This is a genomic window from Micromonospora sp. NBRC 101691 (genome assembly GCF_030269285.1).
Taxonomy (GTDB): Bacteria; Actinomycetota; Actinomycetes; order Mycobacteriales; family Micromonosporaceae; genus Micromonospora; species Micromonospora echinospora.
In genome coordinates, this window is sequence record NZ_BSTB01000001.1 from 492,406 (window position 1) to 517,336 (window position 24,931).

At 73.2% G+C, this 24,931-nt stretch carries 25 protein-coding genes; 11 read left to right on the plus strand and 14 right to left on the minus strand.

The features are described from left to right. Positions 1 to 34 precede the first annotated feature (34 nt). The 4 genes from QSK20_RS02060 to QSK20_RS02075 all read right to left on the minus strand — a co-directional run bounded on the left by QSK20_RS02060 (position 35) and on the right by QSK20_RS02075 (position 4,383). Complete coding sequence (locus QSK20_RS02060) at positions 35 to 1,159, minus strand: glycosyltransferase family 4 protein (RefSeq protein WP_285786818.1); 1,125 nt, start codon at positions 1,157 to 1,159, stop codon at positions 35 to 37. Continuing rightward, on the minus strand, positions 1,156 to 2,415 hold the full coding sequence (locus QSK20_RS02065) for a M48 family metallopeptidase (RefSeq protein WP_285786819.1): 1,260 nt from the start codon (positions 2,413 to 2,415) through the stop codon (positions 1,156 to 1,158). The genes QSK20_RS02060 and QSK20_RS02065 overlap by 4 nt, the downstream gene beginning before the upstream one ends. Before the next feature lie 144 nt (positions 2,416 to 2,559). Continuing rightward, the gene (locus tag QSK20_RS02070) at positions 2,560 to 2,769 is read right to left on the minus strand and encodes a hypothetical protein (protein ID WP_285786820.1); all 210 of its coding nucleotides are present in this window, start codon (positions 2,767 to 2,769) and stop codon (positions 2,560 to 2,562) included. A 144-nt stretch (positions 2,770 to 2,913) separates the two neighbouring features. Next, complete coding sequence (locus tag QSK20_RS02075; RefSeq protein ID WP_285786821.1) at positions 2,914 to 4,383, minus strand: NYN domain-containing protein; 1,470 nt, start codon at positions 4,381 to 4,383, stop codon at positions 2,914 to 2,916. Between the two features lie 128 nt (positions 4,384 to 4,511). Between QSK20_RS02075 and QSK20_RS02080 the strand changes: the two genes are divergently transcribed. The 5 genes from QSK20_RS02080 (at position 4,512) to QSK20_RS02100 (ending at position 10,155) form a co-directional block, all read left to right on the plus strand. Next, positions 4,512 to 6,266, plus strand: coding sequence for a DEDD exonuclease domain-containing protein (locus QSK20_RS02080; RefSeq protein WP_285786822.1), 1,755 nt, complete (start codon positions 4,512 to 4,514; stop codon positions 6,264 to 6,266). A gap of 129 nt (positions 6,267 to 6,395) precedes the next feature. Next, entirely contained in the window at positions 6,396 to 8,180 is a 1,785-nt protein-coding gene (locus tag QSK20_RS02085) for a RelA/SpoT family protein (RefSeq protein WP_285787187.1), read from the plus strand. Between the two features lie 55 nt (positions 8,181 to 8,235). Then, positions 8,236 to 8,829: an NUDIX hydrolase gene (locus QSK20_RS02090; RefSeq protein WP_285786823.1), complete on the plus strand. Its 594-nt coding sequence runs from the start codon at positions 8,236 to 8,238 to the stop codon at positions 8,827 to 8,829. After that, a complete protein-coding gene (locus tag QSK20_RS02095) occupies positions 8,826 to 9,707 on the plus strand; it encodes a nucleotidyltransferase family protein (protein ID WP_285786824.1) in 882 nt (293 codons plus the stop codon). Before QSK20_RS02090 ends, QSK20_RS02095 begins: the two co-directional genes overlap by 4 nt. A gap of 160 nt (positions 9,708 to 9,867) precedes the next feature. After that, positions 9,868 to 10,155, plus strand: a complete 288-nt coding sequence (locus QSK20_RS02100; RefSeq protein WP_088982823.1) for an Lrp/AsnC family transcriptional regulator — start codon at positions 9,868 to 9,870, stop codon at positions 10,153 to 10,155. 129 nt (positions 10,156 to 10,284) lie between these two features. On the opposite strand, the gene QSK20_RS02105 is transcribed toward QSK20_RS02100, so the two are convergent. The 5 genes from QSK20_RS02105 to ctaE form a co-directional block, all read right to left on the minus strand. After that, the gene (locus QSK20_RS02105; protein ID WP_285786825.1) at positions 10,285 to 10,998 is read right to left on the minus strand and encodes a DUF4142 domain-containing protein; all 714 of its coding nucleotides are present in this window, start codon (positions 10,996 to 10,998) and stop codon (positions 10,285 to 10,287) included. A gap of 150 nt (positions 10,999 to 11,148) precedes the next feature. Next, positions 11,149 to 12,774, minus strand: coding sequence for a cytochrome bc1 complex cytochrome b subunit (qcrB, locus tag QSK20_RS02110; protein WP_285786826.1), 1,626 nt, complete (start codon positions 12,772 to 12,774; stop codon positions 11,149 to 11,151). Continuing rightward, complete coding sequence (gene qcrA, locus QSK20_RS02115; protein WP_285786827.1) at positions 12,771 to 13,850, minus strand: cytochrome bc1 complex Rieske iron-sulfur subunit; 1,080 nt, start codon at positions 13,848 to 13,850, stop codon at positions 12,771 to 12,773. Before qcrA ends, qcrB begins: the two co-directional genes overlap by 4 nt. 67 nt (positions 13,851 to 13,917) lie before the next feature. Beyond that, on the minus strand, positions 13,918 to 14,754 hold the full coding sequence (qcrC, locus tag QSK20_RS02120; RefSeq protein ID WP_285786828.1) for a cytochrome bc1 complex diheme cytochrome c subunit: 837 nt from the start codon (positions 14,752 to 14,754) through the stop codon (positions 13,918 to 13,920). A 63-nt stretch (positions 14,755 to 14,817) separates the two neighbouring features. Beyond that, positions 14,818 to 15,417, minus strand: a complete 600-nt coding sequence (gene ctaE / locus QSK20_RS02125; RefSeq protein WP_088982818.1) for an aa3-type cytochrome oxidase subunit III — start codon at positions 15,415 to 15,417, stop codon at positions 14,818 to 14,820. A gap of 129 nt (positions 15,418 to 15,546) precedes the next feature. Here ctaE and QSK20_RS02130 point away from each other — a divergent pair, with 129 nt between their 5' ends. The 4 genes from QSK20_RS02130 (at position 15,547) to QSK20_RS02145 (ending at position 18,594) form a co-directional block, all read left to right on the plus strand. Next, a complete protein-coding gene (locus QSK20_RS02130; protein ID WP_285787188.1) occupies positions 15,547 to 16,476 on the plus strand; it encodes a cytochrome c oxidase assembly protein in 930 nt (309 codons plus the stop codon). A gap of 93 nt (positions 16,477 to 16,569) precedes the next feature. Beyond that, complete coding sequence (locus tag QSK20_RS02135) at positions 16,570 to 16,977, plus strand: hypothetical protein (RefSeq protein WP_145836323.1); 408 nt, start codon at positions 16,570 to 16,572, stop codon at positions 16,975 to 16,977. Between the two features lie 117 nt (positions 16,978 to 17,094). Then, positions 17,095 to 18,141 carry an anthranilate phosphoribosyltransferase gene (trpD, locus tag QSK20_RS02140; protein WP_285786829.1) on the plus strand — a complete coding sequence of 349 codons (1,047 nt, stop codon included), beginning with the start codon at positions 17,095 to 17,097 and terminating at the stop codon, positions 18,139 to 18,141. Between the two features lie 246 nt (positions 18,142 to 18,387). Beyond that, positions 18,388 to 18,594, plus strand: coding sequence for a hypothetical protein (locus QSK20_RS02145; RefSeq protein ID WP_285786830.1), 207 nt, complete (start codon positions 18,388 to 18,390; stop codon positions 18,592 to 18,594). A gap of 130 nt (positions 18,595 to 18,724) precedes the next feature. Here the strand turns inward: QSK20_RS02145 and QSK20_RS02150 are convergent, their stop codons facing one another. Both QSK20_RS02150 and ctaC read right to left on the minus strand, forming a co-directional pair. Next, a complete protein-coding gene (locus tag QSK20_RS02150; protein WP_285786831.1) occupies positions 18,725 to 19,150 on the minus strand; it encodes a cytochrome c oxidase subunit 4 in 426 nt (141 codons plus the stop codon). 10 nt (positions 19,151 to 19,160) lie between these two features. Beyond that, a complete protein-coding gene (gene ctaC / locus QSK20_RS02155) occupies positions 19,161 to 20,135 on the minus strand; it encodes an aa3-type cytochrome oxidase subunit II (protein WP_285786832.1) in 975 nt (324 codons plus the stop codon). A 196-nt stretch (positions 20,136 to 20,331) separates the two neighbouring features. On the opposite strand from ctaC, the gene QSK20_RS02160 reads away from it, so the two are divergent. Further along, on the plus strand, positions 20,332 to 21,483 hold the full coding sequence (locus tag QSK20_RS02160) for a cysteine desulfurase family protein (RefSeq protein ID WP_285786833.1): 1,152 nt from the start codon (positions 20,332 to 20,334) through the stop codon (positions 21,481 to 21,483). A 110-nt stretch (positions 21,484 to 21,593) separates the two neighbouring features. Continuing rightward, positions 21,594 to 21,821: a sulfurtransferase TusA family protein gene (locus QSK20_RS02165; RefSeq protein ID WP_285787189.1), complete on the plus strand. Its 228-nt coding sequence runs from the start codon at positions 21,594 to 21,596 to the stop codon at positions 21,819 to 21,821. A 136-nt stretch (positions 21,822 to 21,957) separates the two neighbouring features. On the opposite strand, the gene QSK20_RS02170 is transcribed toward QSK20_RS02165, so the two are convergent. The 3 genes from QSK20_RS02170 to QSK20_RS02180 all read right to left on the minus strand — a co-directional run bounded on the left by QSK20_RS02170 (position 21,958) and on the right by QSK20_RS02180 (position 24,894). Next, complete coding sequence (locus QSK20_RS02170) at positions 21,958 to 22,935, minus strand: carbohydrate kinase family protein (RefSeq protein WP_285786834.1); 978 nt, start codon at positions 22,933 to 22,935, stop codon at positions 21,958 to 21,960. 266 nt (positions 22,936 to 23,201) lie between these two features. Continuing rightward, the gene (gene erpA, locus QSK20_RS02175; RefSeq protein ID WP_088982811.1) at positions 23,202 to 23,570 is read right to left on the minus strand and encodes an iron-sulfur cluster insertion protein ErpA; all 369 of its coding nucleotides are present in this window, start codon (positions 23,568 to 23,570) and stop codon (positions 23,202 to 23,204) included. A 163-nt stretch (positions 23,571 to 23,733) separates the two neighbouring features. After that, positions 23,734 to 24,894, minus strand: coding sequence for a glycerate kinase family protein (locus QSK20_RS02180; RefSeq protein ID WP_285786835.1), 1,161 nt, complete (start codon positions 24,892 to 24,894; stop codon positions 23,734 to 23,736). Between the last annotated feature and the right edge of the window lie 37 nt (positions 24,895 to 24,931).

Genomic DNA, 24,931 nt, shown 5'->3' on the forward strand with positions numbered 1-24,931 from the left:
GGGGTCGCCGACCAGGAGCGCGGCCGACCGGTGGTCAGCCGGCGAGCAGGGCGGCCAGACGCTGGGCCTGGGTCTCCCAGCGCCACTCCCGCTCCACCCAGGCGCGTCCCGCCGCGCCGAACTGACGGGCCAGGTCCCGGTCGGCGAGCAGGGTCGCCACCCGGTCGGCGAGCCGCGCGGTGTCCCGTCCACGCACCACGTACCCGGTCTCGCCCTCGCGGACCGCGTCCGGCGCGCCGCCGGAGTCCCCGGCCACCACGGGCAGGCCGGTGGCGGACGCCTCCAGGTAGACGATGCCCAGCCCCTCCACGTCCAGCCCACGGTTGCGGGTGCGGCAGGGCATCGCGTACACGTCGCCGGCGGCGTAGTGGGCGGGCAGTTCGGCGGCGGGGACGGTGCCGGTGAAGACCACGTCCCGCTCCACCCCCGTCTGCCGGGCGAGCTTCTCCAGGGTGCCCCGGTACGGTCCGCCCCCGACCACCAGCAGCGCGGCGTCCGGCACCCGCCGGCGGATCTCCGGCAGGGCCCGGATGAGGGTGTCCTGCCCCTTGCGCGGCACCAACCGGGACACGCAGACCACCACCGGCCGGTCGGTCAGGCCCAGCCGCATCCGGACCGCCTCCCCGTCGACGTCCGGGTGGTACGCGTCGACGTCCACCCCCGGTGCCAGCCGTCGCAGGTCGGTCAGCCCGTGCAGGACCCGGTCGAGCCGGACCCGGGTGTAGTCGCCGAGGTAGGTGACCACGTCCGCGCCCCGGCCGATGCGCCGCAGGGCCGTCCGGGCGACCGGCAGCGCGGCCCAGCCGACCTCGTGCCCGTGGGTCAGGGCCAGCACGCGGCGGATCCCGGCCCGGCGGCGCAGCCCCGGGGCGAGCAGCCCGAGCGGGGCCGCCGCCCCGAACCAGACCTTGTCACAGTCGTACCGCCGGGCCAGGGCGGCGGCCCGCCGGGCGACCAGCGGGGTGGGCAGCAGCACCCGGGTGCGTTCCCGGACCACCTCGAACGGCTGGTCGGCGTCGAACTTCTCGGCGTCCCGCCAGGTCGACGCGTAGACCACCACCGAGCCGGCCGGCTGGTGCAGCGCCAGGTTGTGGACGAAGGACTGGATGCCCCCGGGACGGGGCGGGAAGTCGTTCGTGATCAGCAGCGTACGGCTCATCGGCCGGTCTCCCTGGCGTGTGCGCGGGCGGCGGCCATCCGCTCCACGGTGGACGGGTGCGACGCGGAGTAGAGGTACTCCCAGCGGGGCGGATCGGGATCGGCGAGGTTCGCCCCGGCCAACCGGCGCTGCATCGCCTCGAACGTCGCCGGGTCGCCGGTGAGCGCCATCGCGTGCGCGTCGGCCCGGGCCTCGACCCGGCGGGACAGCATCGCCTGGACCGGGGTGCTCACCACCCCGACCAGGGTGACCAGCGCGAGCAGCAGCGGGAACGCCCGGGGGTCCCGGATCGAGTCGACCCCGGCCAGGCGCAGCAGCCCGCCGGCCGAGCCGAGCAGGTAGAGGACGATCACCGCCGCCGCCGCGCCGAGCGCGCCGGTGGCCGTGCCGACCAGCACGTCCCGGTGCTTGGCGTGGGACAGCTCGTGGGCGACCACGCTGGTCACCTCCTGCGGGGTCGCCTCCCGCAGCAGGGTGTCGTAGACGACGATCCGGCGGGTCGGGCCGAACCCGGAGACGTAGGCGTTGACCGAACGGGTGCGTCGGGAGGCGTCGGCGACCAGCACGTCACGGACGGGCACGCCGTCCCGGGCGGCCAGGTCCATCACCTCGGTCCGCAGCGGGCCGGGCTCCATCGGGGCGAACCGGTTGAAGACCGGTTCCACCAGCACCGGCAGGGCGAAGGAGAGGAGCAGCACCAGCCCGGCCGCGCCGGCCGCCCCGAACGCCCACCACCAGCGGGGGGCGAGCCGGAGCACGGTGTAGAAGCCGAGCAGCGCGACCGCGCCGACGACCGCGCTGAGCGCGTACGACTTGAGCAGGTCGACCGTCCAGCCGCCCCAGCCGTTGGTGCTCATCCCGTACCGGGTGAGGACCGCCTGCCGCCAGGCGGCGAACGGAAGGGTGACCAGGTCGGCGACGAGCACCACGGCGAGCCCGCCGGCCAGCGCCTCGGCGGTCCAGTGCCCGCCGAAGGGGCGCCCGGCCAGCTCGACCAGGCGCGCGCCCAGCGGGGTGAGCCCGAGCAGGAGCGCCACCAGCAGCCCGACGGCCAGGGCGGCCCAGCCGCCGGGACGCAGCGCGGCCCGGAACTCGCGGGCCCGCTCCACCTGGTCGACGGGGAGGTCCCGTAGGGCGGCGAGCTGGTCGGCGCGGGGCGCGGGCGGGCGGTTCCACGGGATCAGCAGCGCCACGGTGAGCAGTCCGGCGGTGACCAGGACCGCGAGGGTGAGCACCGCCCAGCCGCGCGGGCTCACCGGCGTGCCCCGCCGAGGCCGCGTACCCGAACCATGCCGTCTCCCTCTCCCCGTGACCGCCCATCCTAGGGCCCGGCCGGAGCGGGCGGAGATCTCGGTCGAAAGTGGCCCGGACGGGTCGATCCGGCCGGGGCGCGGGCGATGCTACGCGGCGCGGAACGGACGGACGGACGGGGCCGGGACGGTCACCGCGAGGACCTCGACCTCGAAGCCGGCGCGGGCGAGGACCTCGACCGCGTGCTGCTCGGCGGCACCGAGCCCGGCGACCTGTCCCGGCGTGTCGAGCAGCACGGTGACCAGGCAGTCGGCACAGCCACGGCCCCGGATCTCGCATCTGGCGCAGTCGATGAGCATGGCTTCCTCCCGAAGCGATGCGGTGCGGCGCCCGGGCCACCGCCACACGGGCGAACCTTCACGGCCAACCGCCCGCACGACACCCGAACACCGTCGGTCACCCCGACGCTACTCCCGGGGTACGACAGGTTCCGCGCCGGTCGTTCAGGAGCGGGCCAGGCGGCGCAGCAGCGCGTCCGCGCCGAGGGGGTAGGCCCCGTGCCGCCGGACGCCGTCGGCGACCTCCCGGTCGGAGGAAACCACCACCACCGGACGCCCCGGCGGCTCGGCCCGGACCAGCCGGCGGATCAACTCGTCGGCGGTCTCCCCCTTACGGGAGAAGAGCACCCGCACCCCACGCGGCGTCGGCGGCAGCCCGTGCATCCGCTCCGCGCCGTCGAAGACCACGGTCACCTCGTCCCCGGTCTGCGCGGCGATCCCGCCCAGCCCGGTGATCAGCCGCTTGCGCTGCTGCTCCAGGGACATCTCGCCGAACCCGCGCTTGGTCACGTTGTAACCGTCCACCACCAGGTGCGCCTTGGGCAGGGCGAGCAGCTGGTCCAGCCGGGCCGGGTCGTCGGTGTCCCGGGCCCGGGCGGACGGGCCGGCCGGGGCGGCGGTGGGCTGGTCGGCGAAGGCGTCGGCGACGAAGTCGGCGGGGAGCCGGTCCACCGGGTCCAGGGCCAGTTCCCGGCGCAGGCCGACGGCCGCCTGGCCGATCGTCTCCAGCAGCAGCCAGAGCTTCGCGTCGTCGACCGACCGGGCCTCCTTGGCGCTGGCGCGGGCGACCCCGGCGACGGCCTCCGCCTCGGCCAGCCGGGTCCGGACCCGGCGCAGCTCGGCGTCGGCGTCCGCGGCGGCCCGGGTGGCCCGGCCCCGTTCGGTGGCGAGCAGCTCGTTGGCCCGGCGTTCCCGGGACTGGATCTCCCGCAGCGTACGGGCCAGCACCCGGTGCTCCTCACGGAGCTGGCCCAGCTCGTCGCGGACCCGGGCCAGCTCGTCGCGGAGCTTCTCCGCCTCCACCCGGGCCACGGCCCGGTCGTGTTCGGCCCGGGTGGCCCGCTGTTCGGCCTCGCGGACCAGTTCGGCGACGACCGCGCTGTCCGCCTCGGCGCGTACCGCCGCGCCGCTGGCGTCGACCAGGTCACGCCAGCCCGCCGGCCGGGCGAGATACGCCAGCGCGGCCACCTCGACCGGGTCGGCGGCGGCCGGGGCCGTCCCCTCGACCACGGCGGCACCGAGGTCACCGGCGTCGGCGAGCACCCGGGCGGTGACCCGCTGCCGGAACAGCGGGTCGGCGGTGAGCTGGGCGGCGATGGCCGGCGCACCGAGCCGGGCCCGCCGGTTGGGGGCGAACTTGGCCACCCGGCGCAGCGGCACCGGGACCTCGTCGGCCGGCAGGCCGGGCAGCACCGCCGCGGTCAGCGTGACGATCCGCTGCCGGACCGGCTCGGGCAGCACCGGCTCGGGTTCCGCACCTCCCGGCTCCGGTTCCACACTTCCCGGCTCGGGTTCGGCACCCCCCGCCTCCGGGACGGGCGCAGCCGTGTCTTCGCCGCCACCGGCGGCGTCGAGCCCCGTGGCGACCGTCCCCGGGTCGGGGGTGTGGTCGTCGTACGGCTCGATGAGGGGCATGTGGCAAGTCTCCCACCGCGAGCGGGCCCACCGCCCGGTGAGTGAGCCGATCTCTCATCCTAGTCGCGTGGTAACGCCCGGGGCACGTGTTGCGGGAGTGTCGGACCAGGGCACTACCGTGCCGAGGCGTGACCGCAGGGGAATACGTGCAGGAGACGCTGGCCGGGCTGGGTCCGGCCGGCGGGGGGACGGATCCCGACCTCCCGCTGCACGCGGTGACCTTCGTCGTGGTCGACCTGGAGACCACCGGCGGGGCGCCGGACGGCGGCGGGATCACCGAGATCGGCGCGGTGAAGGTCCGGGGCGGCGAGGAGCTGGGCGTGCTCGGCACCCTGGTCAACCCCGGGCAGCCGATTCCCCCGTTCATCACCGTGCTCACCGGCATCACCGAGGCGATGCTGCTGCCGGCGCCCCCGATCGAGGCGGTGCTGCCGAGCTTCCTGGAGTTCCTCGCCGACGCGGTGCTGGTCGCCCACAACGCGCCCTACGACGTGGGGTTCCTCAAGGCCGCCTGCGCGAAGCACGGCCACCGCTGGCCCAACCCCCGGGTGCTCGACACCGCCGCGCTAGCCCGCCGGGTGCTCACCCGCGACGAGGTGCCCAACCGCAAGCTGGGCACCCTCGCCGCGTACTTCCGCACCGCCACCCAGCCGAACCACCGGGCGCTGGACGACGCCCGGGCGACGGTGGACGTGCTGCACGGGCTGATCGGCCGGCTCGGCGGGCACCGGGTGCACACCCTGGGCGAGGCGATCGAGTTCGCCCGGGCCGTCACCCCCACCCAGCGCCGCAAGCGCTACCTCGCCGACGGGCTACCCAAGGCCCCCGGGGTCTACGTCTTCCGCGCCGCCGACGACCGGCCGCTCTACGTCGGCACCTCCGGCGACATCGCCACCCGGGTACGCAGCTACTTCACCGCCGCCGAGAAGCGGGCCCGGATGTCGGAGATGCTGGCCGCCGCCGAACGGGTGGAGGCGGTCGAGTGCGCCCACCCGCTGGAGGCCGAGGTGCGTGAGCTGCGGCTGATCGCCGCGCACGCCCCGCCGTACAACCGACGGTCGAAGTTCCCCGAGCGGATGCTCTGGCTCAAGCTCACCGACGGGCCGTACCCGCGCCTGTCGGTGGTCCGGGAGATCGGCCCGGCCGACCTGGCCTACCTGGGTCCGTTCGGCTCCCGCCGGGCGGCGGAGCTGGCGGCGGCGGGGTTCCACGACGCGCTGCCGCTGCGTCAGTGCACCCACCGGCTGTCGCTGCGCACCGTGACACCGGCCTGCGCGCTGGCCGAGCTGGGCCGCTGTCCGGCGCCCTGCGAGCACCGGATCACCCCCGAGGAGTACGACCACCGCGCGGCGGCACCGTTCCGCTCCGCCACCGCCGCCGACCCGCAGCCGGTGGTGGACGCGCTGCTGGCCCGGATCGAGGCGCTCTCCGGGGCACAGCGGTACGAGGAGGCGGCGGTGGTCCGCTCGCGGCTGGCGGCGGTGCTCCGGGCGACCGTACGGATGCAGCGGCTGGCCGGCCTGACCCGGATCGCCGAGCTGGCCGCCGCGCACCCCGCCCCCGGCGGCGGCTGGCAGCTGGCCCTGGTGCGGCACGGTCGGCTCGCCGGAGCCGGGGTCTCCCCGCCGGGCGTCCACCCGCGACCGACGTTGCAGGTGATCCGGGCCACTGCCGAGACGGTCTCCCCCGGGCACGGTCCGGTCCCCGCGGCCACCGCCGAGGAGACCGAACGCATCCTGTCCTGGTTGGAACGACCGGAGACCAGGCTGGTGGAGTCCTCCGCCGGTTGGTCCTCCCCGGTGGCCGGTGCGGCCCGGTTCCGAGCCCTGCTGGCGAAGGCAGATCAGGCGGTGTCGGCCCAACTATCGACCGAAAGCCCATGAGCAAGTGACCGATCGGATGACGTCACCTCACATAGGCTGTTAGAGAAGTGCAGTCCTGCCCGATTCGTGGGCCTGCTCCCGGTTGCCGGACGCCGGCGGCCGTGGGGCCGGGGTGAGGAGGTGTCCCAGGTGGACGTCGACGCCGGACACGGCGCCGCCCTGGGGGGCGCCCTTCCCACACCCGCCGGCGAGCTGCCGCTGGCCCGCCGACTGCGGTCCCTGCTCTCCTGGCCGACCACCGACAACGACCCGGTCAACCCGCTGGTCCGGGCGCACCGCGGCATCCACCCCAGCGCCGACACGGCGGTGCTGCGCAAGGCGTACTCGATCGCGGAGAACATGCACCGCGGCCAGTTCCGCAAGAGCGGCGAGCCGTACATCACCCACCCGCTGGCGGTCGCGGAGATCTGCGCCGACCTCGGCATGGACACCACCACCCTGGTCGCCGCGCTGCTGCACGACACCGTGGAGGACACCCGCTACACCCTCCAGGCGCTCGCCGAGGACTTCGGTCCCGAGGTGGCGCACCTCGTCGACGGCGTCACCAAGTTCGACAAGGCGTTCTACGGCAAGGCCGCGGAGGCGGAGACCACCCGCAAGATGATCATCGCGGCCGGCAAGGACGTCCGGGTGCTCATCATCAAGCTGGCCGACCGGCTGCACAACATGCGCACCCTCGGCGTCCGCTCGGCGGCCTCCCGCAACCGGATCGCCACCAAGACCCTCGACGTGCTGGTGCCGCTCTGCGACCGGCTGGGCATCCAGGCCCTCAAACGGGAGCTGGACGACGTGGTGCTGCTGCACCTCCAGCCGGAGGAGCACACCCGCATCCAACGTCACCTGCACGACCGGCCGGGCTGGGACGCGTACCTGCGCGAGGTGGTCGCCCGGACCCGGGTGGCGCTGCGCCGCAGCAAGGTGGACGCGACCGTCGCCCCCCGCCCGCGTCACCTCTACTCGATCTGGAAGGACACCGTGGCCCGGGGCCACACCGTCCCGTTCGACCTGCCCCGGATCGCGATCGTGGTGGACGGCCCGGCCACCGACTGTTACGCGGCGCTCGGCGCGGTGCACGGGCTCTGGCGGCCGGTGCCGGGCCGGTTCAAGGACTTCATCGCCTCCCCGAAGAACAACCTCTACCGTTCGCTGCACACCACCGTGCGCGGCCCGCAGGACCGCACGGTCGAGGTGCTGATCCGCACCGAGGAGATGCACCGCCTGGCCGAGTACGGCGTCGCCGCCGACTTCCGCTTCCCCCGCACCGACGGGACGGCGGTACGCGCCCGGCAGCTGGACTGGCTGCGCCGGGTGCTCGACTGGGAGCAGGACGCCCCCGACCCGAACCAGTTCCTCCACTCGCTGCGCTGCGACCTCGCCGAGGCCCAGATCCAGGTCTTCGCCGACGGGCGGCAGGTCGTGCTGCCGGCCGGGGCCACGCCGGTCGACCTGGCGTACGAGCTGGGCACCGAGCGGGGCGACCGATGTCTCGCCGCGAAGATCAACGGTCGGCTCGCGCCGCTGTCGTCCGAACTGGACGAGGGCGACGTGGTGGAGATCTTCACCGAGACCGACGACCACGGCTTCGACGCGTTGGCCGCCCCCCGGGGGCCCCGCCGCGAGTGGCTGGACTTCGTCAAGTCGCCGCACGCCCAGATGCAGATCAACCGGTGGTTCGCCGAGCACACGGAACCGGGCATCTCGATCGCCGACAAGGTCCGCCTGGGCCGGGCCACCATCGGGCTGGCGCTACGCCGACACGACCGGGGCCTGGCCAGCGACCTGCCGCTGCTGCGGCTCTCCGAGGAACTGGGCTACCCCGACCTGGAGACGATGCTGGTCGCCGTCTTCGACCGGGTGCTCGACCCGGACGCCGTGGTCACGCAGCTCATCGACCTGGTCGACCACCGACAGTGAGGGATTCTCTCCCCCGGTGACCCGGCCACCGCACCCGGGCCACTAACCTGGGGTCATGATCCCCCGCTCCCGAGCGGTCGTTCGGGCCGTCGTCTACCGGACCTTCTACCGCCTGCCGGTGTCCCTGCGCCGGCGGCTGGTCCGGATGACCGTGCCGAAGTACATCGTCGGCGCGGTCACCCTGGTCCGGGACTCCGAGGCGGACGGCGCGGGTCGCCTCCTGCTGCTGCGCCAGCCCCCCGGCCACAGCTGGAGCCTCCCCGCCGGGCTGCTGCGCCGGGGTGAGGCCCCGGTGGTGGGCGCGGCCCGCGAGCTGGCCGAGGAGTCCGGGGTCCGCCTCTCCCCCGACCGGTTGCGTCCCGCCGTGCCGAACGCCGTGGTGCACGCCCTCGGCTGGGTGGACGTGGTCTTCGAGGCGGAGGTGCCGGCGTCACGGACCGAGCTGGTGGTCGACGGCGCGGAGGTCTTCGAGGCCGCCTGGCACCCGCTGGACGACCTGCCCCGGCTGAGCCGGGCCACCGCCCGGCTGCTCGGGCTCTACGGCATCGGGCCGCTCGCCGACCAGCGCCCACCGGAGGACCAGGACCCGCCGGAGGACCAGGACCCGCCGGACGGCCAGGAGCCGCCGGACGGGCGGCCCACGGCGTGACCCCCTCCGGCGAGACCCGCGGCGCGCCCACCACCGGAGAGATCTGCGCGGTGGTGCTCGCCGCCGGGGAGGGCACCCGGCTGCGCCCGCTGACCGAACACGTGCCCAAGGCGCTCTGCCCGGTGGGCAACGTGACGCTGCTGGACCGGGCCCTGGCCCGGGTCGCCGGCCTCGACCTGACCGGCCCGGACCGGGTGGCGGTGAACGCCTGCTATCTCGGCGGGCAGGTGGTCGACCGGGTCGGCTCCCGCGCGCACCTCTCGGTCGAGCCGGGTGATCCCCTCGGTACGGCCGGCGGGATCGGCAACCTGCGGGACTGGATCGCCGGTCGGGGCGTACTGGTCGGCAACGCCGACGCCTACCTGGCCGACCCGCACGCCGCACCCGGTCCGGACATCGCCGCCCTGCTCGACGGCTGGGACGGCGAGACCGTCCGCCTGCTCGGCCAGCCGGCGCCCGACCCCCGTGAGCCGGGCACCTTCAGCGGCCACCGGTTCGTCGGTTTCTCCCTGCTGCCCTGGCGGCGGGTCCGCGACCTGCCGCCGACCTTCGGCGACCTGGTCCGGAGCGCCTGGCGCCCGGCCGAGGCAGCCGGGGCGCTGGAGGTGGTGCCCTTTCCCGGCACCTTCTACGACACCGGAACCCCCGGTGACTACCTCGCCGCGAACCTGCACGCCGCCGGGGACGGCAACCTGATCGACCCGGCCGCCACGGTGACCGGCCACTGCGAACGGACGGTGGTCGGCGCGGACGCGGTGGTGGCCGGCACGGTGACCGGCTCGGTGGTCTGGCCCGGCGCGACCGTCCACCCCGACGAGCGGCTGCACGGGGTGATCCGCGCCGCCGACGACCTCACCGTCGCCACCGGTTCGTGGTAGCAGGGGTCCCCTGTTACCACTTTTTGCCGTGCAGGGGTCCCCTGCTACCACGTCAGCACGCTGCGGTACCGGCGGGACGAGGTCGTCGCCCGGCTGGCGGAGTCCGGGAACCTGCCAGCCACTAGCATGGGCCTGACGTCGACGAACGGAGAGATCGCCCGTGATCACCGCCATCGTGCTGATCGACTGCGCCACCGACGCGATCCCCGAGGTGGCCGAAGCGCTGGCCGCCCTGCCCGGGGTCAGCGAGGTCTACTCGGTGGCCGGTCACGTGGACCTCATCGCCATGGTCCGGGTACGCGAGTTCGAGCAGATCGCCCAGGTGATCGCCGGCCGTATCTCCAAGGTCCCCGGGGTGATCAACACCGAGTCGCACATCGCCTTCCGGGCGTACTCCCAGCACGATCTGGAGGAGGCGTTCGCGATCGGACTGGCCAACGCCGACTGAGGCCACTCCGGGCCGGTCGTCCGGTCGGGGAGGGCGCGGCACAGCCCACCGGTCCGTGGCCGGCACCGGATCTCCGGCGGACGCGCGTGCGCCGGCCCACCCGGAGGTGGACCGGCGCACGCGCGGTGATCAGCTACCGGTCGGGGCCGGCGACTCGGTGACGCCGCCCTGACCCGGGCCGGTGGTGCCGCCCGGAGCCGGCGTGGTGGCCGTACCGCCCGGGGCGGTCGGCGAGCCCGGTCCGGTCACCGACGGGGTCGGCGCGGGCGTCCCGCTGCCACCCGGCCCCGAGGTGCCGCTGGCGCTGGCCTGCGGCACCGGCACGCCCAGTTCCTCGGCCAGCGTCACCAACTCGTCGTAGTGCGCCTGGAGCACCGGCAGGGCGTCCTGGGCCAGCTGGACCACCGACTGCTCGGAGCCCTGCGAGATCTCCGTCTGGGTGGCCTGGATGGCCTGGACGTGCCCGGCCAGTTCGGCGGTCACCCACTGCCGGTCGAACTCGGCACCGTTGACGTTGTTCAGCTGGTCCACCACGGCCTGCTGGTCGGCGGTCGGCTCGGTCGGCAGGTCCACCCCGAGCTGCTTCGCCGTGTCCTGCACGGTCTGGTCGAGCTGGGTGTGGTCGGTCACGAACTTGGCGCCCAGATCCTTGACGCCCTGGTTCTGCCCCTTCTGCTGGGCCAGCTCACCGGTGACGATCTCGGCCAGGTTCACCTGGTGGATCGCCTGCAGGTACTGCCGGTCCTGGGTCGACGGCTGGGCCTGCGCCTGCGCTGCGGCGGCCGGCGCCAGCCCGACCAGCGTCAGGGCGGCCACCACCCCGAGCCGTTTGATACCCAACATGTTCCCTCCCCGTGGTCGTTGGACCGCACGGATACCCGGCTGGCCGGGTTTAACCCCCGACACCGCAGGGCCGACGGGCCGGGGCGGAAACGGGCGTGGCGCCCGCCGGTGATCCGGCGGGCGCCACGGGTGCTGCGGTCGGTCGGGCGATCAGTGGCGGCTCGGGCCGCTGCCGATCTCCTCCCGCTCGGGGCGGGCCTCCACGGGCGGGTGCCCCGGGGAGACCGGCGCCTCGACCGGCTTCTCGATCGGGTAGAAGAAGCCCTTGATGGCCGGGCCCAGCGCGCCGAGCCGGTTCATCTTCTTCGGCACCACCCAGCCGACGTACTCCAGCTCGCCGTGGCCGTGGCCGTCCACCGCACTGAGCGGCTGGTGGACCTCCTCGAACCGGCCGTCCGGCAGCCGCCGGATGATGCCGGTCTCCACGCCGTGCGCGAGAACCTCGCGGTCGTGCTGCTGGAGACCGAGACAGATCCGGTACGTGACGTAGTACGCCAGCGGCGGCAGGATCAGCAGGCCGATCCGACCGGCCCAGGTCATCGCGTTCAGGCTGATCAGGAACTTGTCCGCGATCACGTCGTTGGCGCCGGAGAGCGTCAGGACGAGGTAGAAGGCGATGGCCATCGCGCCCAGGCCGGTGCGGTGCGGGACGTCCCGGGGGCGCTGGAGCAGGTTGTGCGCCCGGTAGTCCTTGAGCTGGCGGGCCTCGACGAACGGATAGAGCATCGACAGCCCCACCAGGATGCCGGGTAGCACCACCGTCGGCCAGAACAGCGGTGGGATGACGTAGCCGTCGCCGATCGGGATGTTGATCTCCCAGGCGGGCATCAGTCGGGTCGAGCCGTCGAGGAACATGACGTACCAGTCGGGCTGGCTCGCCGCCGACACCACCCATGCCTCGTACGGGCCGAACAGCCAGATCGGGTTGATCTGGAACAGACCGCCCATCAGCGCGATGACGCCGAAGACGACCATGAAGAAGCCGCCCTGCTTGAGCGCGTAGCGCGGGAACATCCGCTCGCCGACCACGTTGTCGTTGGTCCGGCCGGGGCCCGGCCACTGGGTGTGCTTCTGCTTGAAGACCAGGCCGACGTGGGCGCCGATCAGCGCCACCAGCAGGCCGGGGATCAGCAGCACGTGGGCGATGTAGAACCGGCTGATGATGATGTCACCGGGGAACTCGCCACCGAAGATCGACGAGGTGACCCAGGAGCCGATCACCGGGATGGAGAGCATGATCGCCGAGGCGATCCGCAGACCGGTGCCGGAGAGGCCGTCGTCCGGGAGCGAGTAGCCGGTGAAGCCGGCCAGGAAGCCCACCCAGAAGAGCAGCGAGCCGATGATCCAGTTGGTCTCGCGCGGCTTGCGGAACGCGCCGGTGAAGAAGACCCGGAGCATGTGCACCACGATCGCGGCCATGAACAGCAGGGCGGACCAGTGGTGCATCTGCCGCATGATCAGGCCGCCCCGGACGTCGAACGAGATGTCCAGCGTGGAGGCGTAGGCCGCTGTCATCGGCGTACCGCGCAGCGGCGCGTAGCTGCCGTTGTAGACGACCTCGGTGAGCGCGGGCTCGAAGAAGAAGGTCAGGAAGACACCGGTCAGCAGCAGGACGACGAACGAGAAGAGCGCGATCTCGCCCAGGAGGAAGGACCAGTGGTCGGGGAAGACCTTGTTGAGCACCCGACGCAGCGGGGTCGACACGCCGAACCGGTCGTCAACTCCGGCAGCGGCCTTTCCCGGCACCGCTGCCATGTCAAACTTTCGGCGCTTCATGGCCGCTCCCAGAAGTCGGGCCCGACGGTCTCGGTGTAGTCGGACTTTGCCACGAAGAAGCCCTCGTCGTCCACCTCGATCGGCAGCTGCGGCAGGCGGCGGCTGGCCGGACCGAAGATGGGGCGGGCGTTGTCGGTGATCAGGAACTGCGACTGGTGGCAGGGGCAGAGCAGCCGGTTGGTCTGCTGCTCGTAGAGGCTGGCCGGGCAGCCCGCGTGCGTGCAGATCTTGGAGTACGCGGCGTAGTTGCCCCACATGTAGTCGTTGTGGCCGACCCGGTCGTTGGCCGCACGCGCCTCGACGGCGTCGGACTCCCGCAGGTGGATCAGCAGGGTCACCGAGTCGGCGTGCTTGTTGCTCACCCCGTGCTCGATACCGGGGAAGACGGTGATCTGGCCGCCGGCGCTGATGTCCGCCGGACGGACCGGCCGGCCGTCCTCGCGGACCAGCCGGATCCGCTCGCCACCCTCGCCCGGCGTGAAGCCGGTGGTGAACATCTGGTTGTTCTCGTGCGGCTGCTTGATCAGGCCACCGACCAGCGGCGCGGCGGCGACCGCGCCGACCGGCGCGAGGCCGGCCAGCAGCGAGATGCCCAGCAGCGGACGACGCTTCACGCCCAGCTCGTCGGCGACGAAGAGCATGGTCTGCCCGGTGATCTTGCGACCCTCCTGGTCCACCTCGCCCTCGTGCCGGTCCTGGATGGCGACCTCCTTGGGCAGCAGCTTCTTGCCCCAGGTGAGGATGCCGAAGCCGATGCCGAGCAGGGCCACGCCGAGCGTCAGGCCGAGCAGCGGAGTGTAGTACTTGTCCCCGCCGTGACCCGGCTCGTACTGCCAGGGCCACCAGATGTAGACGACCAGGAAGGCGGTCGCGGCGAACCCGGTCAGCAGGAAGAAGGAGGCGACCAGGCGGGTGGTGCGGCGCTCGGCCTTGCTGCCCGGGACGAACTGCGGCTCGTAGTGGACGATCTCGATGTCGTCCCGGCGCAGCCCCTCCTGGACGACGTCGAACCGGGTCAGCTCCGGGTCGTCCAGGTCGATCGGCTCCCGGGCCGACTTCTCGGTGTGCGTGCTCATGCCGTCACCTCGCTACGGGCGGTGCCGAGCGTGGGCACCGCGGCGCTGAATCCGACGATTCGCTCGGTCACGACTTGCCCGCAATCCACAGGCTGGCGAAGACGAGCGCGACGACGCCGACCAGGAAGATCGCCACGCCCTCGGTGGAGGGACCGTAGCGGCCGAGGTTGAACCCGCCCGGGTCCCGGTCGTCCTTCAGGGTCTCCTGGATGTAGGCGATGATGTCCGCCTTCTGCTCCGGGGTGATCTGGTTGTCGCCGAACACCGGCATGTTCTGCGGACCGCTCAGCATGGCGGCGTAGATCTGCCGGTCCGTGGCGGGGTGGAGGCTCGGCGCGTACTTCCCGGAGGAGAGCGCGCCCCCGCCACCGCCGAAGGCGTGGCACTGCGAGCAGTTGATCCGGAACAGCTCACCGCCGGTGGAGAGGTTGGCGTCCGCGCGCAGGTCCCCCTCGGGGACCTCCGGGCCGCCACCGAGCTCCTGGATGTACTGGGCGAGCTGGCGGGTCTGCTCGTCGGTGAAGACCGGGGTCTTCCGCTCCGCCTGGGCCTCCTGCCGGGCCATCGGCATCCGGCCCGAGCTGACCTGGAACTCGACCGAGGCCGCGCCGACACCGATGAGGCTCGGCCCGCGCCCCTCGACGCCCTGCGCGTTGCGGCCGTGGCAGCTCACGCAGCTCACGTCGAACAGCGCCTTGCCCTCGGCTGCGGCACCGGTGAGCGGCGGGTTGTCCTGCGCCTGGGCGCCGGGGGCGAAGACGGCGTAGGCACCGCCGGCCAGCATGAGCGCGGCGATCAGCCGGACTGCGGCACCCAGCCGGCGGCGGCCCCTGCTGGGTGCCACGGACCGCTGGCGGCGCAGCCGCGCGAGCAGGCCGCGTCGGCGGTCGTTGTCAGAAGTCATGACCTGTGTCCTTAACCGGTTGGACCTTGTGTCTCGGGGACGGAGCGGCGCGCGGCGCCAAGATCACTGAAGCCAGTAGATCATGAAGTAGAGCCCGATCCACACGACGTCGACGAAGTGCCAGTAGTACGACACGACGATCGCCGACGTGGCCTGGGCCGGGGTGAACCGACCCATGGTGGTGCGGATCATGAAGATGATGAAGGCCACCAGACCGCCGGTCACGTGCAGGCCGTGGAACCCGGTGGTCAGGTAGAACATCGACCCGTACCCGTCCGCGTTGATCTTGACGCCGTGGTGGACCAGCTCGCGGTACTCGTTGAGCTGACCGAGGACGAAGATCAGGCCCATCACGAAGGTGATCGTGAACCAGCGCCGGAGCGCGTGCACGTCGCCCTTCTCCGCGGCGAAGACGCCGAGCTGGCAGGTCACCGAGGACGCCACCAGAATCAGCGTGAAGGTCGTCGCGTACGGGATGTTCAACACCTCGGTGTGCTTCTCCCACTGCTCCGGCGCCGCCGCGCGGATGGAGAAGTACATCGCGAACAGCGCCGCGAAGAACATGAGCTCGCTGGAGAGCCAGACGATCGTCCCGACACTGACCATGTTGGGTCGGGTCAGGGAATGGATCCGGCTCTTGTCAATGGCTGGGGCCGCAGTCACGCCGTCATTATTGCGCCCGATCAGGCCCGGCGAGCATCGGGGTGGCATAACGGTCGTTCCGGCGGGCCGACGGAGGGCGTCCGGTTCGCCTGGCCTAGCCTGAAAAGCGTGTGGTACCTCGATCCGATCATGACCGCCGCCCCGGCCGCCGGAGCGGGACCCGTGCTCGCCGCCGAGCCGCCGCCGCCGTTCGAGATCACCCGGGTGTTCACCGAGACCCGGCTGGACTCCTGGCTGGCGGTCGGTCTGGTCCTGGCCGCCGGTCTCTACCTCTACGGCGTGCACCGGCTACGGATGCGCGGCGACCGGTGGCCGGTCGCCCGGACGGTGTTCTTCCTCGGGCCGGGGCTGGGCGGCATCGCCTCGGTCACGGTCAGCGGACTGCACGCGTACGACACCGCGCTCTTCTCGGTGCACATGGTGCAGCACATGGTGCTCTCCATGATCGCGCCGATCTTCCTCGCGCTCGGCGCCCCGGTCACCCTCGCGCTGCGCACCCTGCCCAAGGGCCCGCGCCAGCGGCTGGTGGCGGTGGTGCACAGCCGGGTCGCCCGGGTCTACACATTCCCGCTGGTCGCCTTCACGATCTTCGTGGTGAACCCGTTCGTGCTCTACTTCACCGACCTCTACCGGTACACCCTGGAGCACGCCTGGGCGCACGAGGTGGTGCACGCGCACTTCATCATGACCGGCTGCGTGTTCTTCTGGCCGATGCTCGGCCTCGACCCGATCCCGAACCGCTGGCCGTACCCGGGCCGGGCGCTGCTGATGCTGCTGTCGGTGCCGTTCCACACCGTGCTCGGGCTCACCATCATGCAGAGCAGCACGCTGTTCGGCGGCGACTGGTACCCGTCGCTGAACCTCGCCTGGTCGGACCCGTGGGACGACCAGGTGGTGGCCGGTGGCATCGTCTGGGCCGGCGGCGAGTTCGTCAGCATCACCATGCTGGCGGTGCTGGTGGTGCAGTGGGTCCGCCAGTCCGAGCGGGAGGCCCGTCGGATCGACCGCGACCTGGACCGCCAGGAGGCCCGGCAACGCGCCGCCGGCACCCCGGCCTGAGCCGGTGCCGGGCCGCCGCGGGCACCGACGCCGACCGGCCCGACCCGACCGGTACGATCAGCGAGCAGCTACGACGTGGGAGCCAAGCCAGCGATGAGCGATCGTCTTTACACCGTCCTGCTCTACAGCGACGACCCGCAGGTGCGTGACCGGATGCGGCTCGCCGTGGGCACCCGTCCCGCCGCCGACCTGCGCGTCGAGTTCACCGAGGCGGCCAGCTACGCCGAGTGCATCCGGCTGGTCGACGACTACGAGATCGACCTGATGATGCTCGACGGCGAGGCGACCCCGGCCGGGGGTATCGGCATCGCCCGCCAGGTCAAGGACGACCGGGCCGACGCTCCCCCGACCTGCGTCGTGATCGCCCGCGCCGCCGACCGCTGGCTGGCCGCGTACGCCGAGGTCGACGCGACCCTGGTGCACCCGCTGGACCCGGTGACCACCGGTTCCACCGTCGCCGAGCTGCTGCGTCGGCACGCCGGCGCCGGCCGCGCCGCCTGAGGCGACGCTCCACCGTCACGGTCCGGGCCCGCCCGGGTCCGCGATCGTCCGGCCCGGTCCGTCACCGTCGACACCGGTGCCGTCACCCGCATCCCACGCCTGCTCGGGAGGCCCACCATGGGCGATCGGACCTGGCCGCACCTGCTCGCCGCGCTGCTGCGCGGTGAGGAACTCCCCACCGTCGACACCGCGTGGGCGATGGGCGAGATCATGACGGGCGCGGCCACACCGATCCAGATCGCCGCCTTCGCGGTGGGCCTGCGGGCCAAGGGCGAGAGCCCGACCGAGCTGGCCGGCCTGGTCGAGGCGATGCTCGGCAACGCCGTCCCCGTCGACCTGCCCGAGGACGTCCGGGCCAGCGCCCTCGACGTGGTCGGCACCGGCGGTGACCTCGCCCACACGGTCAACATCTCGACCATGGCAGCGCTGGTGGTGGCCGGGGCCGGGGTCCGGGTGGTCAAACACGGCAACCGGGCGGCCTCCTCCTCCTGCGGCACCGCCGACGTGCTGGAGTTCCTCGGCGTCCCGCTGGACCTCGACCCGGCCGGGGTCACCCGCTGCGTCACCGAGGCCGGCATCGGCTTCTGCTTCGCCGCCCGGTTCCACCCGGGCATGCGGCACGCCGGCCCGGTCCGCCGCGAGATCGGCGTGCCCACCTTCTTCAACTTCCTCGGTCCGCTGACCAACCCGGCCCGGCCGCGCGCCGGGGCGGTCGGCTGCTTCGACCTGCGGATGGCGCCGGTGATGGCCGCCGTCTTCGCCGCCCGGGGCGACTCGGCCCTGGTGATGCGGGGCGAGGACGGGCTGGACGAGTTCAGCACCGCCGCCCCCACCCGCTTCTGGGTGGCCCAGCAGGGCACCGTCAGAGAGGCGCTGCTCGACGCGACCGACCTCGGGGTACCCCGGGCCACCCTGGCCGACCTCCGCGGCGCTGACGCGGCGTACAACGCCGATGTCGTCCGGCGGCTGCTCGCCGGCGAGCGGGGCCCGGTACGCGACGCCGTGCTGGTCAACGCCGCCGCCGCGCTCGCCACCCAGGGGCCGCTCGACGGCGACCTGCTGACCGCCGTCCGGGCCGGGCTGGACCGGGCCGCCGAGTCGATCGACTCCGGCGCGGCGGCGCGGGCCCTCGACCGCTGGATCGAGGTGGCCCGCTCGGTCTGAGCGGCGGGAACCGACGGCTCCCCGGCCGGGCTTCTGACCAGGTTGTCGGGCCCGCGTGCCAAACTACAGCCGAGTAGTTTTCGCTGCTGCCGTGCCGGGCGGTCACAGGTGCCGCTGGTCCACAGGTGCCGCTGGTCCACGGGTGCCAGGTGTGCACGGGTGCCAGGTGGTCCAGGTGCCGGCACGCGCCGTCCGGGTCGACCGGAGGCCCGCCCCGCCGGCAGCCCGCACAGAGAGGAGACGCCCGTGTCGGAGCGCGAGCTGTACTGCGACAGCTGCCGGGGCGTCCAACTGTTCGAGGTCCCGCCCTGCGCGGACGGGCACGGGGCGGACTGCCCCGAGCTGAGCTGCACCGGGTGCGGCGCGGCGGTGCTGATCGCCACCTTCCGGTTCGCTCCCGCCCGGCTGGCCGACCGCCGACCGGTGCCGCGCGGACACCGTAGGGCCGCCTGACCCGGCACGTCGGCGCGGCCCCGTCCCCGTCCCGTCCCGCGAGGGTCGTCCCGCCCGGTCGGACCGTCCACACGACGGAGGGCCGCCTCCCCTTCGGGAGGCGGCCCTCGTCGTGGTCGGACGACGCCGGTCAGTGCTCGGCGGTGCGCCGGGTGCCGGTGTAGTACTCGAAGAGCAGACCGGAAGTGGCCAGGGCGACCGCCACCAGGCCCAGGGCGATCAGCCAGTACTGCCAGATCACCAGGCCGAAGCCGGTGACGGCGGCGGCGAGCGCCAGGCCGAACGGCCAGTAGCTGCCGGGGCTGAAGAAGCCGACCTCGCCGGCGCCGTCGGCGATCTCACCGTCAGCGCGGTCCTCCGGACGCAGGTCGATCCGGCGGGCGACGAACCAGAAGAACCCGCCGCACATCGCGCAGAGCCCGAACGACAGCAGCAGGGCGACGGTGCCGACCCACTCGACATGACCGGTGTCACCGAACGTCCAGACGCCGTAGAGGACGCTGACGGCGAGCAGGAACACCGCGATGATGGAGAAGATCTTCCACTCGGTCCTCATGCCGGCCCCCTCAGCGTCCCGCGCCGGCCGGCGTGCCGGCCGCGTTGTTGAAGTTGCTCTCGGTGCGCCGGGTCTCGAAGGGCCGGGTGGTCGTCGCGTACGGCTCCTCGCCGATGGACTGGAGCGCCTCCTGGGTCGACCGGCCGTCCCGCTTCGCGGCGAGGAACTGGTCGTACTCCTGCGGCGACACGACCCGCAGCTCGAAGTTCATGAAGGCGTGGTAGCTACCGCACAGCTCGGCGCAACGGCCCACGTACGCGCCCTCGGCCACCAGTTCGGAGATCTCGAACTCGTTGCGGATCTTGCCGGGGAAGACGTCCCGCTTGAAGAGCAGCTCCGGCACCCAGAAGGAGTGGATGACGTCCTTGCTGGTCTCCTCGAACCGGATGGACCGGTTGGTCGGCAGCACCAGCACCGGGATGACCTCGCTGGTGCCGAGGACCGACGCGACGGTGTTCGCGTCCTTGCCCAGGCCGTCCCGGTAGTTGAACTGCCAGTTCCACTTGAAGGCGACGATCTCGACGACCACGTCCGGGTTCGCCGTGCGCTTCTCCACGTCGGTCTGCACGACCGCGGTGTAGTAGAAGAGCACCGAGACGATCAGGATCGGCGCGATCGTGTAGAGGAACTCCATCGGCATGTTGAACCGGGTCTGCACGGGCAGCTCGTTGCCGCGCTTGCGGTACCGGACGATGCACCAGAAGATCAGGCCCCAGACGAAGACCCCGACCGCGAGCGCCGCGATGCAGGACGCGATCCAGAGGTCGTACATCCGCCGGGACTCGGCCGAGATGCCGCCCTGCGGCCAGCCGAAACCGTCGAACGCCGCACCGACGTCACAACCCGTCAGCAGGACCAGAGTCGCCCCTGCGCCGAGACCGAGACCGGCGAGCCGCCCGGCACCCCGTCCCCGGCGCCCACCGGCTCCCGGGGAAGTGCTGTGCCGTACGGCCGTCGGCCGTACCTCCGAACTCCTTGCGACCACCTGGTCCTGCCTCCCTAGCGCGCCGCGGTGTCTGACCCGGTTCCGCCGGCCCGGCCGGCGGATTGACAGCACCGGCGGCAAAGGCGTCACCGACGGTCGCAGATTACTCGACCATGACGGACCGGAATGCCCTGGGGTCGCGTGTCCGCCCCGGTCGAGGGATCGCGAACACCCCCCACGCGTTACGTTGGCACCCGTGAGCGCTCCCCCGGTCTACCTGGACGCGGCCACCGCCACTCCGTTGCACCCGGTGGCCAGACAGGCGCTGGCCGCCGCCCTGGCCGACGGCTGGGCCGACCCCGGTCGGCTCTACACGTCCGCCCGCCGGGCCCGCCAACTCCTCGACGCCGCGCGGGCCGCGGCAGCCGAGACCCTCGGGGTACGCCCCGACGAGCTCTCCTTCACCGCCAACGGCACCACGGCGGCGCACGGCGCGGTACTGGGCGGGCTGGCCGGCCGACGGCGGGTCGGCCGGGTGCTGGTGCACTCGGCGATCGAACACTCCGCCGTCCTGCACGCCGCCGAGCGGCACGTCGCCGGCGGCGGTCAGGCGGTGTCCGTACCGGTCGACCGGTCGGGCCGGCTCGACCTCGACGCGTGGGCGACGGCGGTCCGGTCGCCCGGGGTGGCGTGGGCCAGCCTGATCGCGGCCAGCCACGAGGTGGGCACCGTGCAGCCGGTCGCCGGGGCCGCCGCCGCCTGCGCCGGGGCGGGGGTGCCGCTGTACGTCGACGCCGCCCAGGTGGTCGGCCGGGCGCCGGTGCCCGCCGGCTGGTCGGTGCTGACCGCCAGCGCCCACAAGTGGGGCGGCCCGTCCGGCGTGGGGCTGCTGGTGGTCCGCAAGGGCACCCGCTGGGAGTCGCCCTGGCCGGCCGACGAGCGGGAGTCCGGCCGTACGCCGGGGGCGTTGAACCTGCCGGCGGTGGTCGCGGCGGCGGCCAGCCTGCGCGCCGCGGCGGCCGACGCGACGGCCGAGGCCGCCCGGCTCACGCCGCTGGTGGAGCGGATCCGGGCCCGGGTCGCGGCGGAGGTGCCGGACGTCGAGGTGGTGGGCGACCCGGTGGACCGGCTCCCCCACCTGGTCACCTTCTCCTGCCTCTACGTGGACGGCGAGGCGCTGCTGCACGCGCTGGACCGGCGCGGCTTCGCCGTCTCCTCCGGTTCCTCGTGCACCGCGTCGACGCTGCGACCGTCACACGTGCTGGAGGCGATGGGGGTGCTGTCGCACGGCAACGTCCGCATCAGCCTGCACCGGGAGACCACCGAGGCGGACGTCGAACGGTTCCTGTCCGAGCTGCCGGGAATCGTCGCCGACCTGCGCGCCGAGGCCGGGGTGGTGGGCCTGTGACCGCCACACAGCCCGCCGGGGACGACCCGCGACGCGCCACGGCCGCCGGGCCGGAACAGGGCGCGACCGCGAGGCCGGAGCAGGCGGCGACGGGCGGGCCGGAGCAGGGCGTGACGACTGGGCCGGACGAGGTGCTGGACTGTCTCGGGCAGCGTTGCCCGCTGCCGGTCATCGCGCTCGCCCGCCGCCTGCCGGACCTCCCGGTCGACGCGGTGCTGCGGGTGCTCGCCGACGACCCGGCGGCGGCGGTGGACATCCCGGCCTGGTGTCGGATGCGCGGGCAGGAGTTCGTGGCCGCCGTCGACGGCCCGGGCTACGACGTCCGCCGCACCCGCTGAGCGCGGGTTGAACGGCGCGGCCCGCTGACGACGGGAGACCGATGTCACTCAGCGGGTCGGCCGCCGTCGCCGCCCGGCTCCGGGCGGCCACCGGCACACGGCGGCTGCCCGGAGCGGCGTGCGTCTGCGGCGGCGGTCAGCCGAGCAGGTGGGGGCGGACCTCGTCGGCGACGGCGTCGCCGTAGGACTCGGCGAGGCGCTTGACGAAGGCGTCCCGGTGGATCTGGTATTCCTGCGCGCCGTGGTTCTCCAGCACCATCGCGGCGGAGAGGCAGCCGACCTGGGCGGCCTGCTCCAGGCTCAGATTCCAGGAGAGGCCGGCGAAGAAGCCGCCGCGGAATCCGTCACCGACGCCGGTCGGGTCGACCTCGCGGACGTCCCGGACGGCCGGCACGTGGATGCGCGGGACATCCCGCCCCTCGATCTCCACGCCGTCCTTGCCGAGCGTGGTGACCCGGATGGTCACCCGGTCGAGCAGTTGGGCGTCGGTGAGGCCGGCCTTGCTCTGCAGCAGCGACTTCTCGTACTCGTTGGTGAGCAGGTAGGTGGCACCGTCGATCAGGCCGGCGACGTCGCTGCCGTCCATCCGGGCGAGCTGCTGGGAGGGGTCGGCGGCGAAGTGGTAGCCGCGCTCCCGGCACTCGGCCGAGTGACGCAGCATCGCCTCGGGGTCGTTGGCGCCGACCAGCACCAGGTCGAGGCGACCGACCCGCTGCGCGACCGGGGCCAACTCGATGTTGCGGGCCTCGCTCATCGCCCCGGCGTAGAAGGAGGCGATCTGGCACATGTCGGTGTCGGTGGTGCAGACGAAACGAGCGGTGTGCGCGACCTCGCTGATGTGCACCGAGTCACAGTCGACACCGTGCCGCTCCAGCCACGAGCGGTAGTCGGCGAAGTCGGCGCCAACCGCGCCGACCAGCACCGGGCTCAACCCGAGCTGGGCCATCCCGAAGGCGATGTTCGCGGCCACACCACCACGCCGGACGATGAGGTCGTCGATGAGGAAGGACAGCGAGACCTTGTCCAGCTGGTCGGCGATGAGCTGGTCGGCGAACCGGCCGGGGAAGCTCATCAGGTGGTCGGTCGCGATCGAGCCGGTCACGGCGATCTTCATGTCAACCCTCGCGGTCGGGGAGCAGAGCGCCGGTCAGCCTACCGGCCCGATCATCTTTCCACCGGCCCGCCGATCGGGACATGGCCCTTCGAGCGGCGCTTGAGCGCCCGGGTGGTAGCAGGGGCCCCCTACAGGTGATTTTCGCACTGCAGGGGGCCCCTGCTACCACCCGACACGAGCAGGGCGGAACCGTGACGGGGCGGTACGAGAACGGCGGAGCCACCCCGGAAGAGGGGCGGCCCCGCCGTCGGGCCGAGGTGGGCGACTCAGCTGAACGAGTCACCGCAGGCGCAGGAGCTGCCCGCGTTCGGGTTGTCGATGGTGAAGCCCTGGGCGTCGATCCGGTCGGCGAAGTCGATCGTGGCGCCGGTGAGGTACGGGGCGCTCATCCGGTCGACGACGACCTCGACACCACCGAAGTCCGTGACGACGTCCCCGTCGAGGGAACGCTCGTCGAAGAAGAGCTGGTACCGCAGGCCGGAGCAGCCACCCGGCTGCACCGCGACCCGGAGCCGCAGGTCGTCGCGGCCTTCCTGCTCGATCAGGGCCTTGACCTTCTGCGCCGCGACGTCGGTGAGGACGACGGTCGTGGGGGCCTTGGCCTCGGTCGAGTCGGTCTGCGCTGGCGTGGTCACGTGGAATTCTCCCTGCGCGCGTCGGTGTGGTCTCTCCGGGCCAACGTCCTCGCCGGTCCAGTGATTCCCACTGTGGTCCAGGTCTGATTGTAGGCCGCTCCGGGGCGGTACGGCCCAGCCGGCGGTGGGTCGGCAGCCGATGCCACCGTGCGGGACCCGGCGGTCAGCGGCTCCACTGTCCGGCCAGTCGGGCGCCCAGCGCCCGGAGTCCCTCCGCCGGGCGGCTCATCGCCGCCTCGACCCCGCCGTGTTCCTCACCCCCGAAGTGTTCCACCAGGCTGTGGGTGTCGGTCACCCCGGCCGAGGCGGCCTCCCGCCGGCCGGTGCTGACCCGGCCGGCCACCACCACGCAGGGCACGCCCCGGTCCCGGGCCGCGCCGGCCACCCCGGCGACCACCTTGCCGCGCAGCGACTGGTGGTCGAAGGAGCCCTCTCCGGTGATCACCAGGTCCACCGCGTCCAGCGCCGCCTCCAGGCCGATCGCCCGGGTGACCAGCCCGATGCCGGACTCGCACCGGCCGCCGAGGGCGAGCACCGCCGCGCCGAGCCCACCGGCCGCGCCACCGCCGGGCAGCGCGCCGAGGTTGGTCGGGCAGCCCGGCAGGTCCTTCTCCAGTACGCCGGCGAAACGCTCCAGCGCCGCGTCGAGCAGCAGCACGTCCTCGCGGGTCGCCCCCTTCTGCGGGCCGTAGACGTTGCTCGCCCCGTGCAGCCCGAGCAGCGGGTTGTCCACGTCGCTGGCGGCGACCAGGGTGGCGTCGCGCAGCCGGGGCACGCCGTCCAGGCCGGCGACGGCGGCCAGCGCCGCTCCGCCGTACGGCAGCGCCCGGCCGGCGTCGTCCAGCGGGGTCGCGCCGAGCGCGGCGAACATCCCGGCACCGGCGTCGTTGGTGCCGGAACCGCCCAGCCCGATCACCACGGTCCGCGCGCCGTGCTCCACCGCTGCGGTGACCAGCAGCCCGAGCCCGTACGAGGTGGTGGTCTTCGGATCGCGCTCGTCCGGGGCGAGCAGGTGCAGGCCGCACGCCTGGGCGCTCTCCAGGTACGCGGTCCCGTCGTCGGTGAGCAGGATCTCCCCGGCGGCCGGGCGGCCCAGCGGGTCGACCGTCGGCACCGGTATCCGCCGGCCGCCGAGCGCGTCGGCGAGAACCGCGACGAAGCCGGGCCCACCGTCGGCGAGGGGCCGGATGAGGAGTTCGTCACCCTGGGCGACCTCGCGCCAGCCGGTGGCCACCGCGTGGGCCACCTCCTGGGCCGGCAGGGTGCCGGCGAACTTGTCCGGACAGAGCAGCACACGCATGCCCAGCAGTGTGGCAGCCCACATCCGGGAAGGCTGCACCACGGCCACGCTGTGGGACCAT